Origin of the sequence: Rathayibacter tritici (genome assembly GCF_001641005.1) — a bacterium.
In the GTDB taxonomy this organism is placed as follows: Bacteria; Actinomycetota; Actinomycetes; order Actinomycetales; family Microbacteriaceae; genus Rathayibacter; species Rathayibacter tritici.
Genome location: NZ_CP015515.1, coordinates 137,501 through 156,825, shown reverse-complemented (window position 1 = coordinate 156,825; position 19,325 = coordinate 137,501). Strand labels below are relative to the sequence as shown.

The following is a 19,325-nucleotide window of genomic DNA, read 5'->3' as shown; positions in this document are numbered from 1 at the left end:
ACGTGTGCCGCCAGGAGCCCCCGTGAAACCTTTCGACGACTGGCTGCCCGCCCCGCTCGAACCTCGCGACACCCATGTGGGCGCCGCCGCCGCGAAGTGGATGCGGGCCATCGGCTGGTCTCCGCAGGGGCCGACGGAGGCGCTGCAGCTCGCCGGCGACGCGATCCGCGGCCGGGAGCACACCCTCGCGCGACTCCGTCACAACGCCCGGGCAGTCACGCTGCTCCGCGAGGGCGTCGGGCTCGCGATCCTCGCGGTCGATGAGGGCGCACTGCGGATCCGCGGCGGAGGGATCGACGAGACGCTCCGCTCGGGCGACCTGGTGCTGTACGCGACTCCGGCGTGCTTCGTCATCGAGAGCGATCGGCAGTACACCGCGGTCGAGATCACGCTCGCGCAGTCGCGGTTGCACCGGTTCTGGCTGGGGCTGCCCGAGCGGCCGACCGTGCTGCGGGCCAGCGATCCCTCCGCGACACTGGCCGTGACAATGATCCGCGCAGGCGCCGAACTCCGAGGAGAACCGGATGCGCCGACCTGGGCGAACCTGCTCAGCACGTTCGAGGCGCTCCTCGCGGCTGTGCTCATGACGATCGGGCCCCCTCTGCTCCCAGGAACACCGCCGGCGACGGCCGAGCTGATCCGACGGGCCGTCGCAGTCGTGGTCGAGGGCCACGCGGATCCGGCTTTCGATGCTGAGGCGGTGGCCGATGAGCTGTCCGTGCCGCTTTCCGAACTGGAGACGGCGATGTGCCGCACGGGCCGGACCGTGCAGTGGTACCTGCGGGCGGCTCGGGTCGACTCCGCGCGCGAGATGCTGGCCCGACGGGTTCGAGCCTCGTTCCGGGAACAGCAGGAGCTCGCGGGCGCTGCCGGTTTTTCCTCGGCTCGGGAGATGCGCCGGGCGATCGCGGAGCAGGAGCAGGAGGCTGACGCTGCGGCTGAACAGCCGCGCCGAGCGTCGACTCCGGGAGCACCGGGGTGACCACCGAGGCGACCACCAAGGTGCGATGTGCAGGGGATCGTCACGGGAGATCGCTCTCTTCCGCTTGATCGGGTCAGCGCGGTCGCGAACCCCTGCGAATCGCACGCCTCCCTGCGAATCGGACGCCCTGCGGATCGCACGGAGACCTGCGAATCGGACGGGGTCCTGCGAATCGGACGGAGTCCTGCGGATCGGACGGGGTCCTACTCCTGGCAGAGCGTTCACCGCTCGTTCGCCTGCCGGTCGCCTCCGCTCCCCGTCCCGGCCCGCCCGTCTTGGTCGACTCGTCTCATCACGTGCCCGCGACACACCGAAGGACGAGACAACGATGACCGACACCTCCCGCCGACTCCTGCTACCGATGGCCGGCCACGTCCGGGGGAAGCGCAGCCCCGTGACCTGCGCGCTCAAGTGCGCGAACGCGTGCTCGACCGCGACCTGCAACACCTCGCACAACAGCTACTTCCGCGACATCGTCTCGTCGCAGCTCACCCGCCGCAGCGCCCTCGGGCTGGGCCTGGCCGGCGCGGTCACCGTCGCCGTCACGTCGGCCGCAGGAGCGCCCACCGCGCAGGCCGCGCAGGCCGCCGCGGCCGACGGCTCGCCGCTCGCCTTCACTCCGATCGCCCCCGTGCCGTACACGGTCGACGCGCTCACGGTGCCGGAGGGCTTCGCCTGGCAGCCGATCATCCGCTGGGGCGACCCGCTCTTCGCCAACAGCCCCGCCTTCGACATCACCGACCAGACCGAGGCCTCCCAGGCCGCGCAGTTCGGCTTCAACAACGACTACACCGACATCGTCGAGATTCCGGGCTCGAACCGGCTCCGCGCGCTGCTCGTCGTCAACCACGAGTACACGAACGAGAACATCATGTTCCCGGCAGCGCAGCTCGAGGCCGAGCCCGAGCGGGTGCGTGCCGTCGGCCGCGCGGCCCACGGCCTCAGCGTGGTCGAGCTGGTCCGTACCGGGGTCGACCGCCCGTGGTCCTACGTCCGCGGCGGCGAGCGCAACCGCCGCTACCTGCTCGACACCCCGTACACCGTGACCGGCGCCGCCGCCGGCTCCGACCTGCTGAAGACGGTCGCCGACCCGGAGGGCCGCACAGTGCTCGGCACGCTCGCCAACTGCTCCGGAGGCACGACACCGTGGGGCACGATCCTCTCGGGCGAGGAGAACTTCAACGGCTACTTCCGCGTCACCGGCACGAGCGACGCGGAGAAGCGCTACGGCCTCACCGACTCCGAGACCTCGCGACGGTGGGAGCTCGACGACCCCCGCTTCGACGCCCGCACCCCGGGCTACGAGAACGAGCCGAACCGCTTCGGCTGGATCGTGGAGTTCGACCCCTTCGAGCCGACCTCGACACCGAGAAAGCACACGGCGCTCGGCCGCCTCAAGCACGAGGGCGCGAACGTCATCATCGCCCCGGACAACCGCGTCGTCGCCTACATGGGCGATGACGAGCGCTTCGACTACCTCTACAAGTTCGTGTCGGCGAAGCGCTACATCGAGGGCGACCGCGCCCACAACAAGACGCTGCTGGAGCAGGGCGACCTCTTCGTCGCCCGCTTCACCGGGGACTCCCCCGTGGCCGAGATCACCGGCACCGGAGCGGTCCCCTCGGACGGCGGCTTCGACGGGATCGGCGAGTGGCTGCCCCTGGTGCTGAACGGTGCCTCGATGATCGCCGGGAAGAGCGTGGAGGAGGTGCTCGTGCACACCCGCCAGGCGGCGGACCTCGCGGGCGCAACCAAGATGGACCGCTGCGAGGACGTGCAGCCCAGCCCGGTCAGCGGTCGGATCTACGTGGCCTGCACGAACAACTCCGACCGCGGCAAGGAGGGCAAAGAGGGCGCGACCGAGATCAACCCGCGCACCGAGAACCGCGACGGTCACATCGTCGAGATCATCGAGGACGGCGGCGACCAGACCGGCCGCACCTTCGCCTGGAACCTGCTGATGCTGTGCGGCGACCAGGCGCAAGGCGACGCGGTCTACTTCTCCGGCTTCCCGGCCGAGAAGGTCTCGCCGATCTCCTGCCCCGACAACGTGGCCTTCGACTCGGTCGGGAACCTCTGGATCGCCACGGACGGCGCGCCCGACGGCATCGGCTACAACGACGGCCTGTTCAAGGTCACGCTCGACGGCGACTCCCGCGGCAAGGTGGAGCAGTTCCTCTCCGTGCCGCGCGATGCCGAAACCTGCGGTCCGATCGTGCACGACCTCGACCAGCACGTGTTCGTGGCGGTGCAGCACCCGGGCGAGGAGGGGACGTTCGAGGCGCCGCACTCGCTGTTCCCGGACTACGGATCGACGGCGGCGGGAGCGGTGGCGGCGCCGCGGCCGACGATCGTGCAGATCCTGCCGGCGTCGCAGGTCGCTCCGCCGACGCCGGACCCGGGCCCCACAACCGGGCCGACGACTCCGGGCGCAACTCCTCCGGCCGCGGGGCCAGGCGCGGATCCGGCCACGGCGCCCACGACGACGCCGACCGGCACGCCAGAGCCGCTGCCGTCCGGCGGTTCGGGCGGCGAGCTCGCCTCGACCGGAGTCGAGAGCGTCGGGCTGATCGCCGGCGCGACGGCGCTCCTGGCTGCGGGCGCCACCGCCATCGGCCTCGGCGCGCGCCGCCGTGCTGCCGTGGAGGACGAGGACGGCTCTCGGGCGTGACCCGCGCCGGGAGGGGCGGCGGCGTCCGCTCCTCCCGGCCTCCGCGACGTCGGCATCCCCTGCACATCGGACAGCACGGGAGCCAGGGCAGAGTCGCCGGTGTGCGGTCTGCAGGGGATTCGCGGGAGGAGGGGCGTTCTGCCGCAGAAACTGCTGCGAGGTGTCGGGATCCCCTGCTTATCGCACGGTTGCCGCGAAAAGGGCGGCGCAGCCCCAGCGGCGAGGAGCAGGAGCGCACCTCAGAGCAGCCGGCGGGCCGAGGCCCACGCGGTCAGCTCGTATCGGGAGGAGAGCTGGAGCTTGCGGAGGACCGCGGAGACGTGGGACTCGACCGTCTTCACCGAGATGAAGAGCTCGGCGGCGGCCTCCTTGTAGGCGTAGCCGCGGGCGATCAGGCGCATGACCTCGCGCTCGCGGGCCGAGAGGCGGTCGAGTTCGTCCACCGACTCCGCCTGCTCGCCCGCGAGCGCACCGAAGGCGTCGAGCACGAAGCCGGCCAGACGCGGTGAGAACACGGCGTCCCCGCCCGCCACCGCGAGCACGGCCCGGCTCACCTCGGCGCCGGAGCTGGCCTTCGTGATGTAGCCGCGGGCGCCCGCGCGGATCACGCCGACCACGTCCTCCGCGGCGTCCGAGACGCTCAGCGCCAGGAAGCGCGACGGCGACCCGGCGCTGCGCCGCAGCACCTCCGCCCCTCCTCCGCCCGCGCCGCCCGGCAGGTGCACGTCGAGCAGCACCACCTCGGGCGCGAGTGACGTGACCAGGGCGACGGCGGAGTCGACGTCCGCCGCCTCCCCCACGACGTCGAGCTCGGGAGCGAGGTCGGCGCGCAGACCGGAGCGGAAGATGGAGTGGTCATCGACCAACAGCACGCGGGTCACCGCTCGACCTCCGCGGGGAGCCGCAGATGCACCTCGGTGCCGGTGCCACCGGCTCCGGGGCGCACCGTCGCGCTGCCGCCGGCCCGCGACATCCGCCCGATGATCGACTCGCGGATGCCGAGCCGGTCACCCGGAACCTCGTCCAGCTCGACGCCGGGACCGCGGTCGCGCACGAAGACGTCGACGCCCTGCGCGGACGACTCCAGGTAGACCGAGACATCGCCGCCCGCGTGCCGCGCCGCGTTGAGCACGGCCTCCCGCGTCGCGGCGAGGAGGGCGGCGGCACCGGGGACCGACGCGCCCACGGCCACAACGTCCAGGTGCACGGGGTAGTCGAGCTCGACGGCGGCGGCGATCGACCGGACCTCGGCCGCCAGGTCGTTGGCGACGGGGACATCCCGCTCGAACAGCCAGTCGCGCAGCTCGCGCTCCTGGGCGCGGGCGATGCGGGCGACCTCACTGGAGGCTCCGGCCCGGTTCTGGATGAGCGCAAGGGTCTGCAGCACGGAGTCGTGCAGGTGCGCGGCGATCTCGGCCCGCTGCTCCTCGCGCACGCGGGCCGCGCGCTCACCCATCAGCTCGGACCAGAGGGTGACCACCCGGGGCGCAGCGAGCACGCCCGCCGCGATCAGCAGCACGCCCACGGCGAGTACCGCGTTCAGGGCGCTCGGGCGCCCGGTGAGCACGGCCGCTCCGGCGAGCACCAGCAGCGAGCAGGAGGCGAGACGCACCGCGAAGCCGTAGCGCGCAGGCCGCACCGGGTCGCCGCGGTCGAGCCCCAGACTCCAGGCGACGGCTCCGCCCGCGAGCAGCCCCACCGCGACGAGGGCGCGGGTGACGTCGGCGTCGTCACCACGACCGACGGTGATCAGCACGGCGAGCACCGCGACCGCAGCGGCGAGGGTCAGCAGGCCGGCGACGGGAGCGGAGCGGCGGACGGCCGGTTCGGGGTCGCGCGCGTCGAGCGGCACCAGCGCCCAGAGCCAGAGGTAGAGGAGGGCGCCGCCCCCGCCGAGCGCGATCGTCGCGAGAGCGAGGAGGCGGGTGCCGCGCACGCTCCAGCCGAGGTGCTCGGCGAGGGCGGCGCAGACTCCGCCGAGCAGCATCGTCCGCGGGCGCCGCAGCGGAGGGCGGGCGATGGTGCCGGGGACTGTGCTCACCCCTGCATCCAAACAGGTCGGCCGGGTGAGCGGGGGGCTCTCAGGGTCGGATCAGGGGTTCCCCCGATGGTCCGGGCCGCCGGACGCGCGGGAGACTCGCAGCATGACAGGACAGAGCACGACACCGCCGGTCGCCCCGGAGCCGGACGGCACGGAGCGGCACGGCACGGGGACGACGCCGATCGGGACAGATCCCGCGGGCGAAGGCACCGCGGGAGACTCGGGCAGCGGCTCCCCGCAGGAGCCGCAGCCCACCGGCCCGTCCACCCCCGGCCCCACCGACCCCCCGCCCGTCGCCGAGAACCGCTTCGTACTCTGGCTGCGCGGCCTCGACCTCGCCCGCGGCCCCGGCTGGATCGGCGGCGTCTGCGCGGGCATCGCCGACCGACTCGGCATCGATCCGCTGATCGTGCGCGGCATCGTGCTCGTCGTCGCGGTGCTGGGCGGGCCGGCGCTCCTTCTTTACGCCGCCGCCTGGCTGCTGCTGCCCGATCAGGACGGCGCGCTCCCGGTGGCGCGGCTGCTCCGCGGCTCGCTCGACCGGGTCCACGCCGCCATCGGCGCCCTTGTGCTCGCGTCGATGCTGCCGGTGGCGCAGGGTTTCTGGTCGCTCGGCAGCACGTACACGGGGGCGGTGCCGTGGGCACCGGCGACTGGGCGGACGCTGTGGTCGCTCGTGGTGCTCGGACTGATCGCGGCCTTCGTGGTCTGGGTCGTGCGGCGCAGCCGGCGGTCGGACGACGCTGCCGCTGCGTACCCCGCCGAGGGCCCGTCCGCAACCCTGCCGGACGCCGCCGCCTCCCCCGCCTACCCCGCGCCGGATCCCGGCCTGGAGGACGTCCGCCCCTCCTCCCCCGAAGCCGTCGCTGAGTGGCGCGAGCGTCAGGAGGCGTGGCGCGCCGAACGGGAAGCCTTTCGCGCCCAGCAGGCCGCGTCAGCCCGCGAGACGGCGCGCGCCCGGGCGGAGGAGGCGCGTCTCGCCGCGGCCGCCGTCACCGCCGCGCGCCTGGAACGACAGCGCCTCCGTCGCGCCGCGAACCCTCGACTGGGAGCGGGCCTCACCCTGCTCGCCCTCGGGGCCGCCGCCCTGACCGGCGCTCTGGTCTCGCTCACCGCCTCCGGACCCACGGCCCTCGTCGTCGGCGCCGCATCCGCCGCACTCGTGCTCGCCGTCGTGATCGTGCTCGCCGGGCTGCTCCGGCGGCGCGCGATCGCGCTGATCGCCCTCGCGACGGTCGCGGTGGTGACGGCCGCCTGCGCCGCCGTGCTGCCGACCGACCGCACGCTGCTGCCGGTGCTCGGCTCCTACGGTTTCTCGAGCGCCGCGCCCGGCCGGTTCGCGACCCTTGCGGCGAGCGACCTGCAGGTCACGGTCGTGCCCGGCTCCGAGGACACCGGCGAACCGCTGGACCTCTGGGTCGGCTACGGGCGGGTGTCCGTCACCACGAGGGAGGGCACCGCGGTTCGCCTCGAGGCGACCACCGAGGACACCGGCCTCTGGGTGGTCGACGCAGGCGCGGTCGAAGCGCCCCGCGAGGTCCGCACCGACGGCGGCCGGCAGCTCTGGACGCAGACCTTCGGCGACCCGGACGCCGAGCCGTTCGTGGTCCGCATCGCCCAGGAGGGCGGCTCGATCCGCGTCTACGACTCCACCCCGGACGCCACGAACGACACCGCCACCCCGACCCCCGGCGCCACCCCGGCCGCCACGACCGAGTCAGGAGCCGCACGATGACCACCACGCCCACTCCCTCCCCCGCGCGTCCGCGGATCCGCATCGGCGCCGTCCTCTACGGCCTCGTGCTCGCCGCCGCCTCGATCGCCCTGCTCGTCATCGCGGCCGACCCGGTGCTGCGCGCGCAGGTCGTCGAGCGCGGGATCACCCTCGAACCCGGCGCCGCGCTCGCCCTGGTGATCGCCGCACTCGGCACGATGGCCCTGCTACTCGGCCTCACCCGCGTCCTCCGCCGCTGAGATCCGTCCCCTCCACCGGCACTCGCCGCACAACGTCAGCTGAGAGACCGTCTCATCCACGATGGTGGCTGAGACCCGCTCTCAGCTGACGTTGTGCGGAGCACCCGCCCTCGCAACCCCCTGCCCGACACTCGTCGGGAGGCGCAGACTCGTCGGAGGCAATCGCCCGCCACCCCTGGAGACGAGACCATGCCCGCCTGCGCCCCCGAAAGCCACCGCTGATGGAGCTGGGCATCGCCGCGATCGTCGGCGTCTCGGTCCTGGTCGCGGTCGCCGTCTTCTCGCGGCGCCTGGGCGTCGCCGCGCCGATCGTCCTCGTGCTCGCGGGCGTCGGCCTCTCCTCCATCCCCGGGGTGCCGGAGGTGGTCGTCCCGCACGAGTGGGTGCTCGACGGCGTGCTGCCGCCGCTGCTCTACGCGGCGGCGCTCAGCGTCCCGTTCATCGACTTCCGCCGGAACCTGGCCACGATCACCGGCCTCTCGGTCGTGCTGGTGCTGATCTCGGCGGCCGGGGTCGGCGCGCTCCTCTTCCTCCTGCTCCCCGAACTGGGCCTGGGCCTGGCGATCGCGGTGGGCGCGATCATCAGCCCGCCCGATGCCGTGGCCGCGACCTCGGTCGGGCGGCGCCTCGGCCTCCCGCCCCGGCTGCTCACCCTGCTCGAGGGCGAGGGGCTGATCAACGATGCGACCGCGCTGGTGCTCCTTCGCTCGGCACTCGCCGCCGCCGCGGGCACGCTCGCGACGCCGTGGGCCGCGATCGGCGACTTCCTCTACGCGGTGGTCGTCGCCGTGGTGGTCGGCTTCGTGGCCAGCGTGGTGACCGTCTTCGTCCGCTCCCGGCTCGAGGACCCGGTGCTGAACACCGTCCTCTCCTTCGTCGTCCCGTTCGTCGCCTTCATCCCCGCCGAGGGGCTGAGCGCCTCGGGGGTGCTCGCCGTGGTCGTCGCCGGACTGCACACCGGCCACGCCTCCTCCCGCGCCTTCACGGCGCAGTCGCGAGTGAACGACCGGATCAACTGGCGGACCGTGCAGGTCCTGCTCGAGAACGGCGTGTTCCTGCTGATCGGGCTCGAAATCCGCTCGCTGATCCCTGACGCCGATAGCGCGAGCCTTCCGGTACCGGCCGCGGTCGGCATCGGCCTGGTCGCGATGGTCGGCCTGATGGTGGTGCGCTTTCTCTGGGTCGGGCCGGTGCTCCTCGGCGAGCGCTGGCAGACCCGCCGCGCCGAGCGCCGGGCCCGCGAGCAGAAGGAGCTGCTGGAGTCACCCGAGGCGAGACGGCTGCCGAAGGAGGAGCGCGGCCGGGCGAAGCGGCGCTACCAGCTCCGACGCAGCGACTACCGGCACTTCAGCCGCAACGGCATCGGCTGGCGCGGCGGGGTCGTGCTCGGCTGGTCCGGGATGCGCGGAGTGGTGACCCTGGCGGCCGCGCAGTCGCTCCCCGAGGACATCCCGTACCGCCCGCAGCTCGTGCTGATCGCCTTCACCGTGGCCGTCGCAACCCTGCTGATCCAGGGCAGCACGCTGCCGCTGCTGATCCGGGCGCTGGGGATCCGCGGCATCGACGTACCGGAAGATCAGCGCGCGCTCGCCGGCCTGCTCGACGAGATCACCGAGAAGGGCCTGTCGGTGCTGGAGCGCCCGGGCGAGGTGGTCGAGGGCGCGGAGGACGTGGCGCCGGACGTTCTGGAGCGGGTGCGGCAGACCTCGTTCCTCCGCTCGGAGGCCGCCTGGGAGCGCTCGCGCGGCACGGAGCGGGCGGTCGGCGACACTCCGCACCGCCTCTACCGGGCTTTGCGGCTCGCGGTCGTCTCGGCCGAGCGGGAGGCGCTGCTCGATGCGCGTTCGCGCCGCGCCTATCCGCAGCGCATCCTCCGCGACGCTCAGTCGCTGCTCGATCTGGAGGAGACGCGCCTGCGGGTGCGCCGCGGCTAAGGCCCGTCGACGAGCGACACCCACCGGGCCGAACGCGACGGATCCGGCGACGCGCGCCTCCGCAGGCCGATCATCGTGCCGTCACTGCGGCTCGGCACCCGGACGGGTGGCGCGATTCTGCGAGGATCGAGATCAGCACGATCATCGTCTCGATCCGCTCGGTCGGATCCCTCCTCGACAAGGACGACACTGTGGGAATTCGTGAGTACGGACGCCTCCTCCGCCGGGGCTGGCTCGTCATCTCGATCGCCGTCGCCCTCGGTCTCGCGGCCGCCTCGGTGGCGACCCTGGTGTCGGAGTCGGAGTACCGCGCGCAGACGACGGTGTTCGTCTCAGTGTCGACCGCCGATAACCAGTCCAGCGCCGAGGTCGGCGCCTCCTTCACCAGCGCGGAGGCGAGGGTCGCCTCGTACGTCGCGCTGGTCGACTCCAGCTCGGTGTTGCAGCCGGTGATCGAGGAGCTCGACCTCGACCTGTCCGTCGGTGAGCTCGCGGCCGAGGTCACCCCGGCCGCACTCCCTGGCACCGTCATCATGAGCATCGATGTGGTCGACGCCGATGCCCGGCGGGCGGCGCAGATCGCGGATGCGGTCGCCGAGAGTCTGCGCAGCTACGTCGCGCAGATCGAGCGCCCCGTCTCGGGCGGAGCGAGCCGGGTCGACGTGAAGGTGCTCGAGGCCGCGTCCGTACCGAACTCGCCGCTCAGCCCCGACCTGCTGGTCTACCTGGTGCTCGGCGGAGCGACCGGCCTGATCGTCGGCGTCGGCGTCGTGGTGCTGCGCTCGCTCGGCGACTCCCGCATCCGCTCGGCGAAGGACGTCGCCGGCACCACCCTGCCGGTGCTCGAGTCGATCCCCTACGACACCGCGATCCGCCGGACGCCCCTCGTGGCGGACGGCCGCAGCGCCGTGGCCGAGTCGTTCCGGATGCTGCGCACGACGATCCTCTTCGGCTCCGGCACCTCCGAGCGCACCCTGCTCGTGTCCTCCCCGCGCGAGGGCGACGGCAAGAGCACGGTGGCCGCGAACCTCGCCGTCTCCATCGCCCAGATCGGCCGGACCGTCGTGGTGATCGACGCCGACCTGCGCGACCCGACGCAGTCGACGCTCTTCCGCATCCCGACCGGCGGGCCCACGCTCGCCGAGCTGCTGTGCACGGGCACTCTCCCCGCAGACGGCTCGCTGCCGATGAGCGCCCAGGGCGTGGCGGTGCTCCCGGCCGGCGGCAGCCAGGCGAACCCGAGCGACCTGATCGGCACCCCGGCGATGGAGCGCGTGATCGTGCACCTCTCGCGCCGCTACGACCACGTGATCGTTGACTCGCCCGCGATCCTGTCGGCCACCGACGCGGTGCTGCTGGGCAAGCTGGTCGCCACGACGGTTCTCGTCGTCGGGGCCGGAGTGTCGTCGTCGGCCGACCTCGTCGCTGCGGCCGATCGCCTACGGGATGTCGGGGGCGACGTCCTCGGATCCGTGGTCGCGCAGGCCCCCCGCACCGCGCTCGTCACTGCTGCCTCGTCGGCGTCGGCCTGAGACGCGGGGGCGTGGCAGCCTACGGCGGCGCCCCTCTGCGCGTGCCGTGACGAGGTGCGCTCCCGTGCCGGCGCGCGGCCCGTCGAGGTGGGCGGCGGTCCGCGAGGGTGGGGCCTCGCGCAGCCGGGCAACGACGGGGCGATCCGCCGGCAGCGCCTGCTCCGCCTGCCCTGCCACGATCCCCATGCCGCAGACGATCCAGAGCGTGTACGCCACCGGCCCCTCCTGGAGCGTCGGCAGCACTGTGTAGCTCACCAGCGTGCCCGCGACCACGGCCGTGGGGAGGAAGCCGTCAAGCGTCGGCGCGCGCAGCCCGCGGAGGAACAGGTACACCAGCAGCGCAGCGAAGAGCAGCATCACGAGGATGCCCGACTCGATCGCGAGCACCAGGAAGAAGCTCTCCACCAGCACGCTGTCGGTCGAGTACAGCTGCGCGCGCGGCCCCACCTTGCCCAGACCGAAGCCGAACGGGTGCGCAACGAGCAGCGGGATGTTCTCGAGCAGGCTGTCGCTGTGGCCGATCAGCGACGGGTCGGCGACGTGCGAGATCACCTTGTCCGTGTAGAGGTAGAGGGTGACTCCTCCGATCGCCGCCGCGGTCGAGACGGTGAGCATCGCCCAGACCAGCATCGGCTTCGCCCGGAAAAGCGCCCAGGCCACCAGGGTCACCGCGAGCATCGCGAGGCCGATGTATCCGCTGCGGGATTGAGTGAGGTACACGGCGACCAACGGCAGGAGGGTCAGTGCCCCCTTCAGCCAGAGCGGCCAGCGCGGACGCGTCCACAGCACGGCGAGCGCGATCGTGACGGCGACCGCGCTCTCGTTCGGGGCACTATAGGGGCTGAAGCCACGGGGGACGATACTGCCGGCGACGAAGAGCGAGGAGGGGAACGGCGTCCCGGGAGCAACCGGGAAGACCCGGAGGGTGAACAGCCAGTCCAGGCCCTGGTTCCAGGTGAGGATCGTCGTGATCGACGAGAGCTGCACCGCGACGACGAACGCAGTCGCCAGGATCACGACGTGGCGCTTCTCGAGCACCGCGGGCACGACGATCAGGGCGAGGAAGGGCAGGAAGTCGTTGCGCCAGCCGTAGGCCGCCTGGATCGGATTCGCGGTCCACACCGCCGAGACGAGGCCGAGCCCCACGATCATCAGCACCAGCACCACGATCGGCACGGGCACCCGCGTGATTCGACCGCTGACGAGCACGAGCAGGAAGAGCCCGAGGATCACGCCGTCCTTGATCGCACCGAACGCCGTCGCCGTGGCGCCGGGCAGGAAGGCGGACGCGACTCCGTTCGCCGGGAGCACGAACACCAGCGCGAGGACACCGAGCCAGGGCAGGCCGAGGCCGTCACCGCCGAGGAGGGTGCGGAGCGATCGGCGGGCGCGGACCGGGCCGCGGGCGAAGGTCAGGGATCCTACGCGCGGAAGCGGCGGCGCCGTCCGGGTCATGCCGAGCCGCCCCGCATGGTGAGGCGGCGGACGACCAGGGGGACGTCGGAGGGCCGCGGGACGATGGTGCGCGTCGGCGGCCGGATCGCGAGCACCATGACCACCAGCGCCATCAGGATCCCGCTCGCGTTGGCGACGGCGGCGGCGATCGCCCCATTCGCCGGGCCGAACGCGAACAGGATCCCGAGGCAGGTGAGCAGCCCGGCGCCCTGCGCGATGGTCAGGCTGATCCCGCGGTTGCGGGCCGAGAGCACCTCGCCGGCGCTCACGGTGACGACGACGAAGACCGAGCCGAGGATCGCGAAGAAGACCGCGGGCATCGCCTCCGCGAACTTGTCGCCGAAGAGCAACGGCACGCCCCACGGAGTGACGACGGCGAGGAATACGGCTGAGGCCAGGCCGACCGCGAAGGCCGAGCGCAGCGCGTCACCGGTGGCCGTGATGCGGGCGCCGCCCTCCGTCCGGCTGATGTCCGAGAACACGGGAGCGGCGACCGCGTGCGCGAGGAACACCGGCAGGGTTCCGATCGTCACGGCGACGGAGTAGAGGCCCGCCTGGTGCGAGCCGATCAGCGGCAGCATGATCACCTGGTCGAGGCGCTGGTAGGCGGCGTCCGAGGCCTGCGCGCCGTAGAAGGTGACGGAGCCGCGCACCAGCGGCCGCCAGGGCACCGGAGCGACCCCGCGGGGGCGGTTGAGTAGCGAACCGATCAGTGCCGTCACCGCGGAGCCGGCGAAGTTCGACCAGATCACGCCCGAGACCGTGATCCTGTCGAGCAGGAACAGCACGACGATCCCGCCGACGTACACCAGCGGCTGCGTGGCCTGAAGCAGCGCGACCGCGCCGAAGCGCCGCTGCGCTCCGACAACGCCGATATCGATCATCCAGCAGACCATGAGCGGCGTGCCGGTGAGCGCGACGAACACGGCGAGAGTCGCCGCCTCGTCCAGCGCCGAGAGGAGGGTCGAGGTGAGCAGCCAGGCGATCAGCGCCGCCGGGATCCCGGTCAGCAGGGCGAGCCGCCGAGCCGTGCGGACGGCGCCGAGGTCGCCCGCTTCGGCGAGGACGCGGCGCCGGATCTCCAGCGGCATCCCGAGCGCGAGCACGATGGGGATCAGGTACATCGAGGCGAGGGCAGCTGCCGTCTCGCCGCGTCCGCTCGGGCCGAGGGCCTGCGCGATCAGCGGGGCGCTCACCAGCCCGAGCGCTGCGACCGAGAGGCGGCTCGCGAGCATGGCGATCGGCGAGTTCAGGAGGCGCAGCAGAGCGCTCACGAGGCCTCCGCAGCTCGGGCGCCGACGGCGGCGAGCAGCCGCTCCTCGAAGCCGTCAAGAGCGAAGGTGCCGGTCTCGTCGCGGATGCTCAGGTGCATGCAGTCGCGCATCGGCGCCAGCTCGACCCAGACGCCGAGCGGGAAGCGCAGGTGCGCGGGTATCCCGCTGATCATGGTGTCCGGCTCGATCCGCGGCAGCAGCTCCTCCGAGACCGGTACCTCAGTCGAGGGCAGCGAGACGTGAATCTCCCAGGGCACGCGGGGCGTCCCCGTCGGGGGGCGCAGGGCGGCGAGCGGATGCTGCACGAGGTTCTTCACACCCAGCAGCGCACTCGCCAGCAGCCAGGTCGCCGGGAGGCCGGACTTCGTGGCCGCGGACAGCCGCTCGAGGAGCGAGGTCGCCGACCAGTCATCGGCGCGGAGGCGGCCGAGCGGGAGGGAGGGCGAGAAGTTCCCGGCGACCTCGGTGCCCTTGTCGACCCAGCGGCGGCAGTCGACGGGGACCACGACCCGGAAGTCGAGGCCGTCGGTCGCGCAATCCTGTAGGCAGCGGAGCACGAGGCTCGCCGTCTTGAGCGACACCGGCGGTCGGGCCGGACGCTTGCCCTCGCGTGCCTGCTCCGGGGTCGCGGCGATCGCGGCGAGCGTGTCGGGGCCGAGCACCGTGCTGACCAGGCGCGTGAGCCGGTCCGACTCCTGCTTCGAGAGGGTCGCGTCGAGCTGGTACCCCGTCTCGGTGCTGGCGGTGAGGGTGCGGAAGGTGTCGCGCGCCTTGCGGACGCCGGCGAGCCCCGTCAGCTCGAAGCGCTCCCTCACCTCGCGCAGCGCAGCGGCGGCGAGCGGCTTGGGGGCGATGCTGTCGACTCCCGGAGCGGCCAGCTTGTCGATCACGAGCGCCACGACCGCGGTGGCTCCCGTGCCGTCGAAGAGCGTGTGCGGGAGGGTGAAGCCGACCGTCGCAGTGTCGAACAGGAGGCGCACCGGCAGCTCCCCCGCGGCGAAACCACGACCGAACAGTCGGTGCGCCAGCTCCCCGTGCTCGAGAGGGCCGTCGACGACGCGCACCGCGCGCTCCGACGCGTCCAGGGCCGCCGCCACGTCGATCCGACGCCACCGACCCGCGCGGGTACGCCGACGCAGGAGGACGGCGCCGCGCGGCGAGAGCAGCACATCGCGCAGAGCGGTGCGCACGCGCTCCGCCGTCACTCCGGTCAGCGGACCCACGTGGTAGCTGATCAGGAGGTCGTCGTAGCCGAGGTCGCGCAGGGCCCTCACGCCCGGCTCCTGCTCGCTCCCGCGGTGGCCTGCTCGGCGATGACGCTCAGCAGCGAGCGCTCGTAGCCGGCGTTCACCTCGGCCCAGGAGTAGGAGTGCACGGCCCGCTGATGCCCGCAGTACGAGAGCCGCTCCTGCTCGATCGGGTCGTTCAGCACGGCGAGCACGCCCTCGGCGATCGCGTCCGGCGTGGGGGCGACGAAACGACCTGCCTGCCGGAGCACCTCGCGGTTGAAGACGGTGTCGCGAGCGACGACGGGGGCGCCGCAGGCCATCGCCTGCACGAGCGCCGGGTTGGTCCCGCCGACGCTGTGGCCGTGGAAGTAGGCCCCGGCGTGCTGCCAGAGCGAGTGCAGCCGGGCGTCGTCGCTGACGTGGCCGAACCAGTGCACGCGAACGTTCTGCTGGGCGAGGGCGCTGACGGCCTGATCGAGAGGGCCGCCGTAGCCGGAAGAGCCAACGATCACCACGTCGTGGCTGCGCGCGATCCGCTCGGCCGCCTCGACGAACTCGAGCACGGTGTTCTCGGGGACGAAGCGCGCCACGACCAGGGCGTAGCCGCGGTGGTTCAGGCCCGGCTCGACCGGGTAGTCCGGCGGGACGTCACCGCCGTAGGGGATGATGTCGCCGTCGCGGCCGAACTCTCGCTTCCAGCGCTCCTGGATCGCCGCCGCGTCGTAGACCATGCGGTCACCGTGGCGGGCGGTCCAGACCGCGCCCTGGTGGAACACGAACTTGGCGAAGCGGCCCCACTTGGCGCGGTCCCACTCGATCCCGTCGACGTTGACGACGGTCGGAATGCCGCGCTGTTTGAGGATCGGCAGCCAGAATCCGTTGGCGCAGTTGAGCACCAGAGCGACGTCGGGCTTGCGCTTCGCCGCGTCGAGGGCGGCGGTCAGGCCGTAGGAGAGAGTGCTGAGCGATTTGCTCTCGATGCCGTGCGTTTGCCGGGTGATAACGCGCTCATCGCAGTCCGGGTCGTGGAGAGCAGTGCTGCCCGGTCTTCCGTAGACAATAACCTCCCAGCCCTGTTCCGCAAGGAATGGCGCGAGACGTCTTACTGCTGTCTCGAAACCCCCATAGTAACTGGGATAACCTCGCGTGCCGATAATCACGACCGACCTGCCCATGTCCCGATTCTCCCTTGTTGTGCTGACGCCCACAGAATGCGATCGCCCGATGAACTCTGCTGTCGCACTACCGGGCCGTGCGGTGATGAACGGCAGTCGATCGACGGTGTTGTTACACCCCACGAAGGCGGGTATCGCGGTCATACTAGCCGCCCGGGCGCTGCCGCCCGCCACCGCTGGAGGGACAGGATAACGACACCCATCAGGAAGAAGATCGAGAGGATCAGAACGGTCATCCCGACGATGGTGCGCGGCCCTCCCGACAGCGCCGGATCGAGGAATTCGTAGACGTACCGCGCGGCGAGAGCGCCGCGCGCGAAGGTGTACGCGAACCACAGCATCGGGAACACCATCACCAGCCAAACGAGGCGCAGATCGACGGGGCGCTCGCCCGGCACCGCGAGCAGCTCGATCACGGCGAACGCCGGCACGAGCACATGCAGAACGATCGTGCTCGGGTTCAGCTGCGCTGGATCGCCGAGCGCGACGGGCCCGTAGATCATCAGGAACAGGCCCGACATGCTGAGCAGGGTCGCGGCATTGAGGGTACGCATCGCCGTGATCCTGGGAGACTCGCCCGTGGGCGCGGCGCTCCTGCGTCCGTTGGAGCGCGCGGCCCGCCAGGAGCTGCGGCCCGCGATCGCGAACGCGATGACCGAGAGGATGTTGGTGAGCGCCGTGACCGAGCTGAGGAAGTCGGCGGTGGCGTCAGAGCCCACCCGGGTCTGCGCGACGACGACCGCGCTGAGGACCACGACCGCCCCCAGCGAGGCGATCGCCCACCGAACGAGGGCAATGCGGCGTCGAACTCTCATGCGGACCCTCTCGTCGGATGTGGCGGCCCGGAGCGGCCGGATGCTCGAAGTCCGGGGCGGAAGCCCGTTCGGTACAGTCGGGACATCCATGAGAACCCATTCCCAGACAGGGGTCGAATGCCCGGCACAGCGTCGCACCGAAGGTCCCTACGGGTCCTGCTCGATGGTAATTGGTGGATTCGCGGCCCGATCTCGAATCGCGAGGTCATGCGCGAAATCACCTTCACCTGGGCGCGCCTCTTTCCTGAGGATTCACTTGTCGTCGCCGTACCCCTGACGGGGGTAGAGTTTGCGAGACAAGAACTGGCAGGACTTGCCAGAGTAGTGGCCACAAAACTGCGGCCGCAGGGGGTCAGCGCCATAGTCGAACTCGCCCTGCTCTCTCTCCGTCTCCGTCCGGACTTCACGCTCGCGCATAACTTCACCCCCCTTCTTGGGCGATCCGTCGTGTTCATCCAGGACTTTCTCTTCCTGACGAATCCGGAGTGGTTCACCCGCAAGGAGCGCGCCTACTTCTCGCTCATGCCGCTCACCGTCCGCCGTGCCGACCTGGTGATCGCGAGCAGCGTCGCGGAGTCGCAGCGCATCGTCCGCACATCGGCCGCTCGCCGCGCGGTTCCCGTCGGGCTCGGGCTCAGCCGGGCGTTCGCCGCCGCGGAGCCCGTCGCGCCCGCCGGGGTCGACGGATTCGACGGCTTCCTGCTCGCCGTCGGCCGCCTCACCGCCCGCAAGAACCTGGCCACCACCATCGAGGCCGCGCTCGCGTCGGGAGTGCTCTCCCCCTCCTTCCCGCTGCTCGTCGTCGGTGAGGCATCCGGCGCGCTCGCCGAGTTCTCGCCCGCCGTCCGCACCGCCCTCGACGACCACCTCGTGCGCCTGCTCGGCCGCATCGAGACGGAGGAGCTGCGCTGGCTCTACGAGAACGCCGCGCTGTTCCTCTTCCTCACCCTCGACGAGGGCTTCGGCCTGCCCACCCTGGAGGCGCTCGCCTGCCGCACGCCGATCCTCGCCAGCGACATCCCGGTGTTCCGCGAGATCCTCGGCGAGCGAGCGCGTCTCGTCGATCCGCGCGACGTGTCCGCGATCTCGGCATCGATCCGCGAGCTCGTCGCCGATCCGCCGGAACCGCCGGATCCGACTGCGGTGCTCGAGTACTACAGCTGGGATGCCGTGGTGACGCGCCTGCGCGCCGCGATGGTGGCGGTGCTGCCGTGAGCGGGCCGACCGTGTCGATCGTGATCGTCACCTACAACAGCCTCGGAGTGATCCGCTCCTGCCTCGACGCGCTCGCCGACCGTGACGAGAGCATCGAGATCCTGGTGGTCGACAATCTCTCGCGCGACGAGACGGTCGCCGTGCTGCGCGACGAGTACCCGGACGTGACGGTGGTCGAGAACACCGAGAACGCCGGCTTCTCGCGCGCGGTCAACCTCGGCGCCGCCCGCGCCACCGGCCGCCACCTGCTACTGCTGAATCCGGACGCGCAGATCTCGGCCGCCGTCGTCGGCTCGCTTGCGTCACTCCTGGACGCCGACCCGACGATCGGCGCCGTCTCCCCGCTGCTCGAGAACGAGGGCGAGGACGTCGTGATCGTCGCCGCCGGGCACGCCCCCACCGTCCGCCGGATGCTTCTGCACCAGACCGGCCTCTCGCGCCTCGGCCGGCGCTTCCCCGCCTTCGAGGGCCACTATCTCTTCGCCGCCGACCTGCACGGGCGGCCGCGCGACGTCGACTGGGTCAGCGGTGGCTGCCTGATGGTCCCGCTGGCCGTCTGGGACCGGATCGGCGGCCTGACCGACCGCTGGTTCATGTACGCCGAGGACGTCGAGATCTGTCTGCGGCTGCGCGCCGAGGGCCTGCGCGTGGTCCTCGATCCGCAACTGCACGCCCTGCACGCGATGGGCGGATCCTCCAGTGGCGTCGACGGCCGCGTCGGCACCGCCTGGATCGTGAACCTCTTCGACCTGTACGGCTGGCGGCTGGCCCGCTCCGACGCGGAGCAGCAGCTCTGGCGCGCCGTGGTGCTCGCCGGGATGGCAGCGCGGATGCTCGTGTACCGGCTATCCGGACTGCGCCCCTCGCGGGCAGCGGCGGCGGCCGGCCAGCTGCGGCGCTACGCGATCTACCGGCGGGCCCTGCGCGCCGCTCCGCTCACCCGCGACCGCGAGCCGCTCGCCGGCCGCCTGCTCGCCGGCCGGTGATCGATTCGTCGCAAAGGGTCGCTTCCGAGTCCGGGAAGCGAC

15 protein-coding genes are annotated in these 19,325 nt (G+C 72.1%); 8 read left to right on the top strand and 7 right to left on the bottom strand.

Going from position 1 to position 19,325, the window contains the following annotated elements:
• The first annotated feature begins 22 nt into the window (after positions 1-22).
• Both A6122_RS00685 and A6122_RS00680 read left to right on the top strand, forming a co-directional pair.
• A complete protein-coding gene (locus A6122_RS00685; RefSeq protein ID WP_068250357.1) occupies positions 23-982 on the top strand; it encodes a helix-turn-helix domain-containing protein in 960 nt (319 codons plus the stop codon).
• Between the two features lie 328 nt (positions 983-1,310).
• Entirely contained in the window at positions 1,311-3,653 is a 2,343-nt protein-coding gene (locus A6122_RS00680) for a PhoX family protein (protein ID WP_068250355.1), read from the top strand.
• A gap of 239 nt (positions 3,654-3,892) precedes the next feature.
• On the opposite strand, the gene A6122_RS00675 is transcribed toward A6122_RS00680, so the two are convergent.
• Both A6122_RS00675 and A6122_RS00670 read right to left on the bottom strand, forming a co-directional pair.
• Positions 3,893-4,534 (bottom strand): LuxR C-terminal-related transcriptional regulator, encoded by a 642-nt coding sequence (locus A6122_RS00675; protein WP_068250351.1) that lies wholly within the window; start codon positions 4,532-4,534, stop codon positions 3,893-3,895.
• Positions 4,531-5,694: an ATP-binding protein gene (locus tag A6122_RS00670; protein WP_068250348.1), complete on the bottom strand. Its 1,164-nt coding sequence runs from the start codon at positions 5,692-5,694 to the stop codon at positions 4,531-4,533. Before A6122_RS00670 ends, A6122_RS00675 begins: the two co-directional genes overlap by 4 nt.
• A 103-nt stretch (positions 5,695-5,797) precedes the next feature.
• On the opposite strand from A6122_RS00670, the gene A6122_RS00665 reads away from it, so the two are divergent.
• The 4 genes from A6122_RS00665 (at position 5,798) to A6122_RS00650 (ending at position 11,134) form a co-directional block, all read left to right on the top strand.
• Positions 5,798-7,429 carry a PspC domain-containing protein gene (locus tag A6122_RS00665; protein WP_068250345.1) on the top strand — a complete coding sequence of 544 codons (1,632 nt, stop codon included), beginning with the start codon at positions 5,798-5,800 and terminating at the stop codon, positions 7,427-7,429.
• Complete coding sequence (locus A6122_RS00660; RefSeq protein WP_068250342.1) at positions 7,426-7,668, top strand: hypothetical protein; 243 nt, start codon at positions 7,426-7,428, stop codon at positions 7,666-7,668. The genes A6122_RS00665 and A6122_RS00660 overlap by 4 nt, the downstream gene beginning before the upstream one ends.
• Positions 7,669-7,889: 221 nt before the next feature.
• Positions 7,890-9,602 carry a cation:proton antiporter gene (locus A6122_RS00655; protein WP_068250340.1) on the top strand — a complete coding sequence of 571 codons (1,713 nt, stop codon included), beginning with the start codon at positions 7,890-7,892 and terminating at the stop codon, positions 9,600-9,602.
• 191 nt (positions 9,603-9,793) lie between these two features.
• Complete coding sequence (locus tag A6122_RS00650) at positions 9,794-11,134, top strand: tyrosine-protein kinase domain-containing protein (protein WP_068250337.1); 1,341 nt, start codon at positions 9,794-9,796, stop codon at positions 11,132-11,134.
• On the opposite strand, the gene A6122_RS00645 is transcribed toward A6122_RS00650, so the two are convergent.
• The 5 genes from A6122_RS00645 to A6122_RS16885 all read right to left on the bottom strand — a co-directional run bounded on the left by A6122_RS00645 (position 11,042) and on the right by A6122_RS16885 (position 17,082).
• Complete coding sequence (locus A6122_RS00645; RefSeq protein ID WP_068250334.1) at positions 11,042-12,589, bottom strand: O-antigen ligase family protein; 1,548 nt, start codon at positions 12,587-12,589, stop codon at positions 11,042-11,044. The two genes, A6122_RS00650 and A6122_RS00645, sit on opposite strands and share 93 nt — an antisense overlap.
• Positions 12,586-13,863 carry a lipopolysaccharide biosynthesis protein gene (locus tag A6122_RS00640; RefSeq protein WP_068250332.1) on the bottom strand — a complete coding sequence of 426 codons (1,278 nt, stop codon included), beginning with the start codon at positions 13,861-13,863 and terminating at the stop codon, positions 12,586-12,588. The genes A6122_RS00645 and A6122_RS00640 overlap by 4 nt, the downstream gene beginning before the upstream one ends.
• Positions 13,860-15,137 (bottom strand): hypothetical protein, encoded by a 1,278-nt coding sequence (locus A6122_RS00635; protein ID WP_068250330.1) that lies wholly within the window; start codon positions 15,135-15,137, stop codon positions 13,860-13,862. The genes A6122_RS00640 and A6122_RS00635 overlap by 4 nt, the downstream gene beginning before the upstream one ends.
• Complete coding sequence (locus A6122_RS00630) at positions 15,134-16,267, bottom strand: glycosyltransferase (RefSeq protein WP_068250327.1); 1,134 nt, start codon at positions 16,265-16,267, stop codon at positions 15,134-15,136. The genes A6122_RS00635 and A6122_RS00630 overlap by 4 nt, the downstream gene beginning before the upstream one ends.
• Positions 16,268-16,407: 140 nt before the next feature.
• Positions 16,408-17,082: a Pr6Pr family membrane protein gene (locus A6122_RS16885; protein ID WP_068250324.1), complete on the bottom strand. Its 675-nt coding sequence runs from the start codon at positions 17,080-17,082 to the stop codon at positions 16,408-16,410.
• Between the two features lie 324 nt (positions 17,083-17,406).
• On the opposite strand from A6122_RS16885, the gene A6122_RS16880 reads away from it, so the two are divergent.
• Both A6122_RS16880 and A6122_RS00615 read left to right on the top strand, forming a co-directional pair.
• Complete coding sequence (locus tag A6122_RS16880; protein ID WP_167542326.1) at positions 17,407-18,297, top strand: glycosyltransferase family 4 protein; 891 nt, start codon at positions 17,407-17,409, stop codon at positions 18,295-18,297.
• Positions 18,294-19,283, top strand: a complete 990-nt coding sequence (locus A6122_RS00615; RefSeq protein ID WP_068250318.1) for a glycosyltransferase family 2 protein — start codon at positions 18,294-18,296, stop codon at positions 19,281-19,283. The genes A6122_RS16880 and A6122_RS00615 overlap by 4 nt, the downstream gene beginning before the upstream one ends.
• The last annotated feature ends 42 nt before the right edge of the window (positions 19,284-19,325 follow it).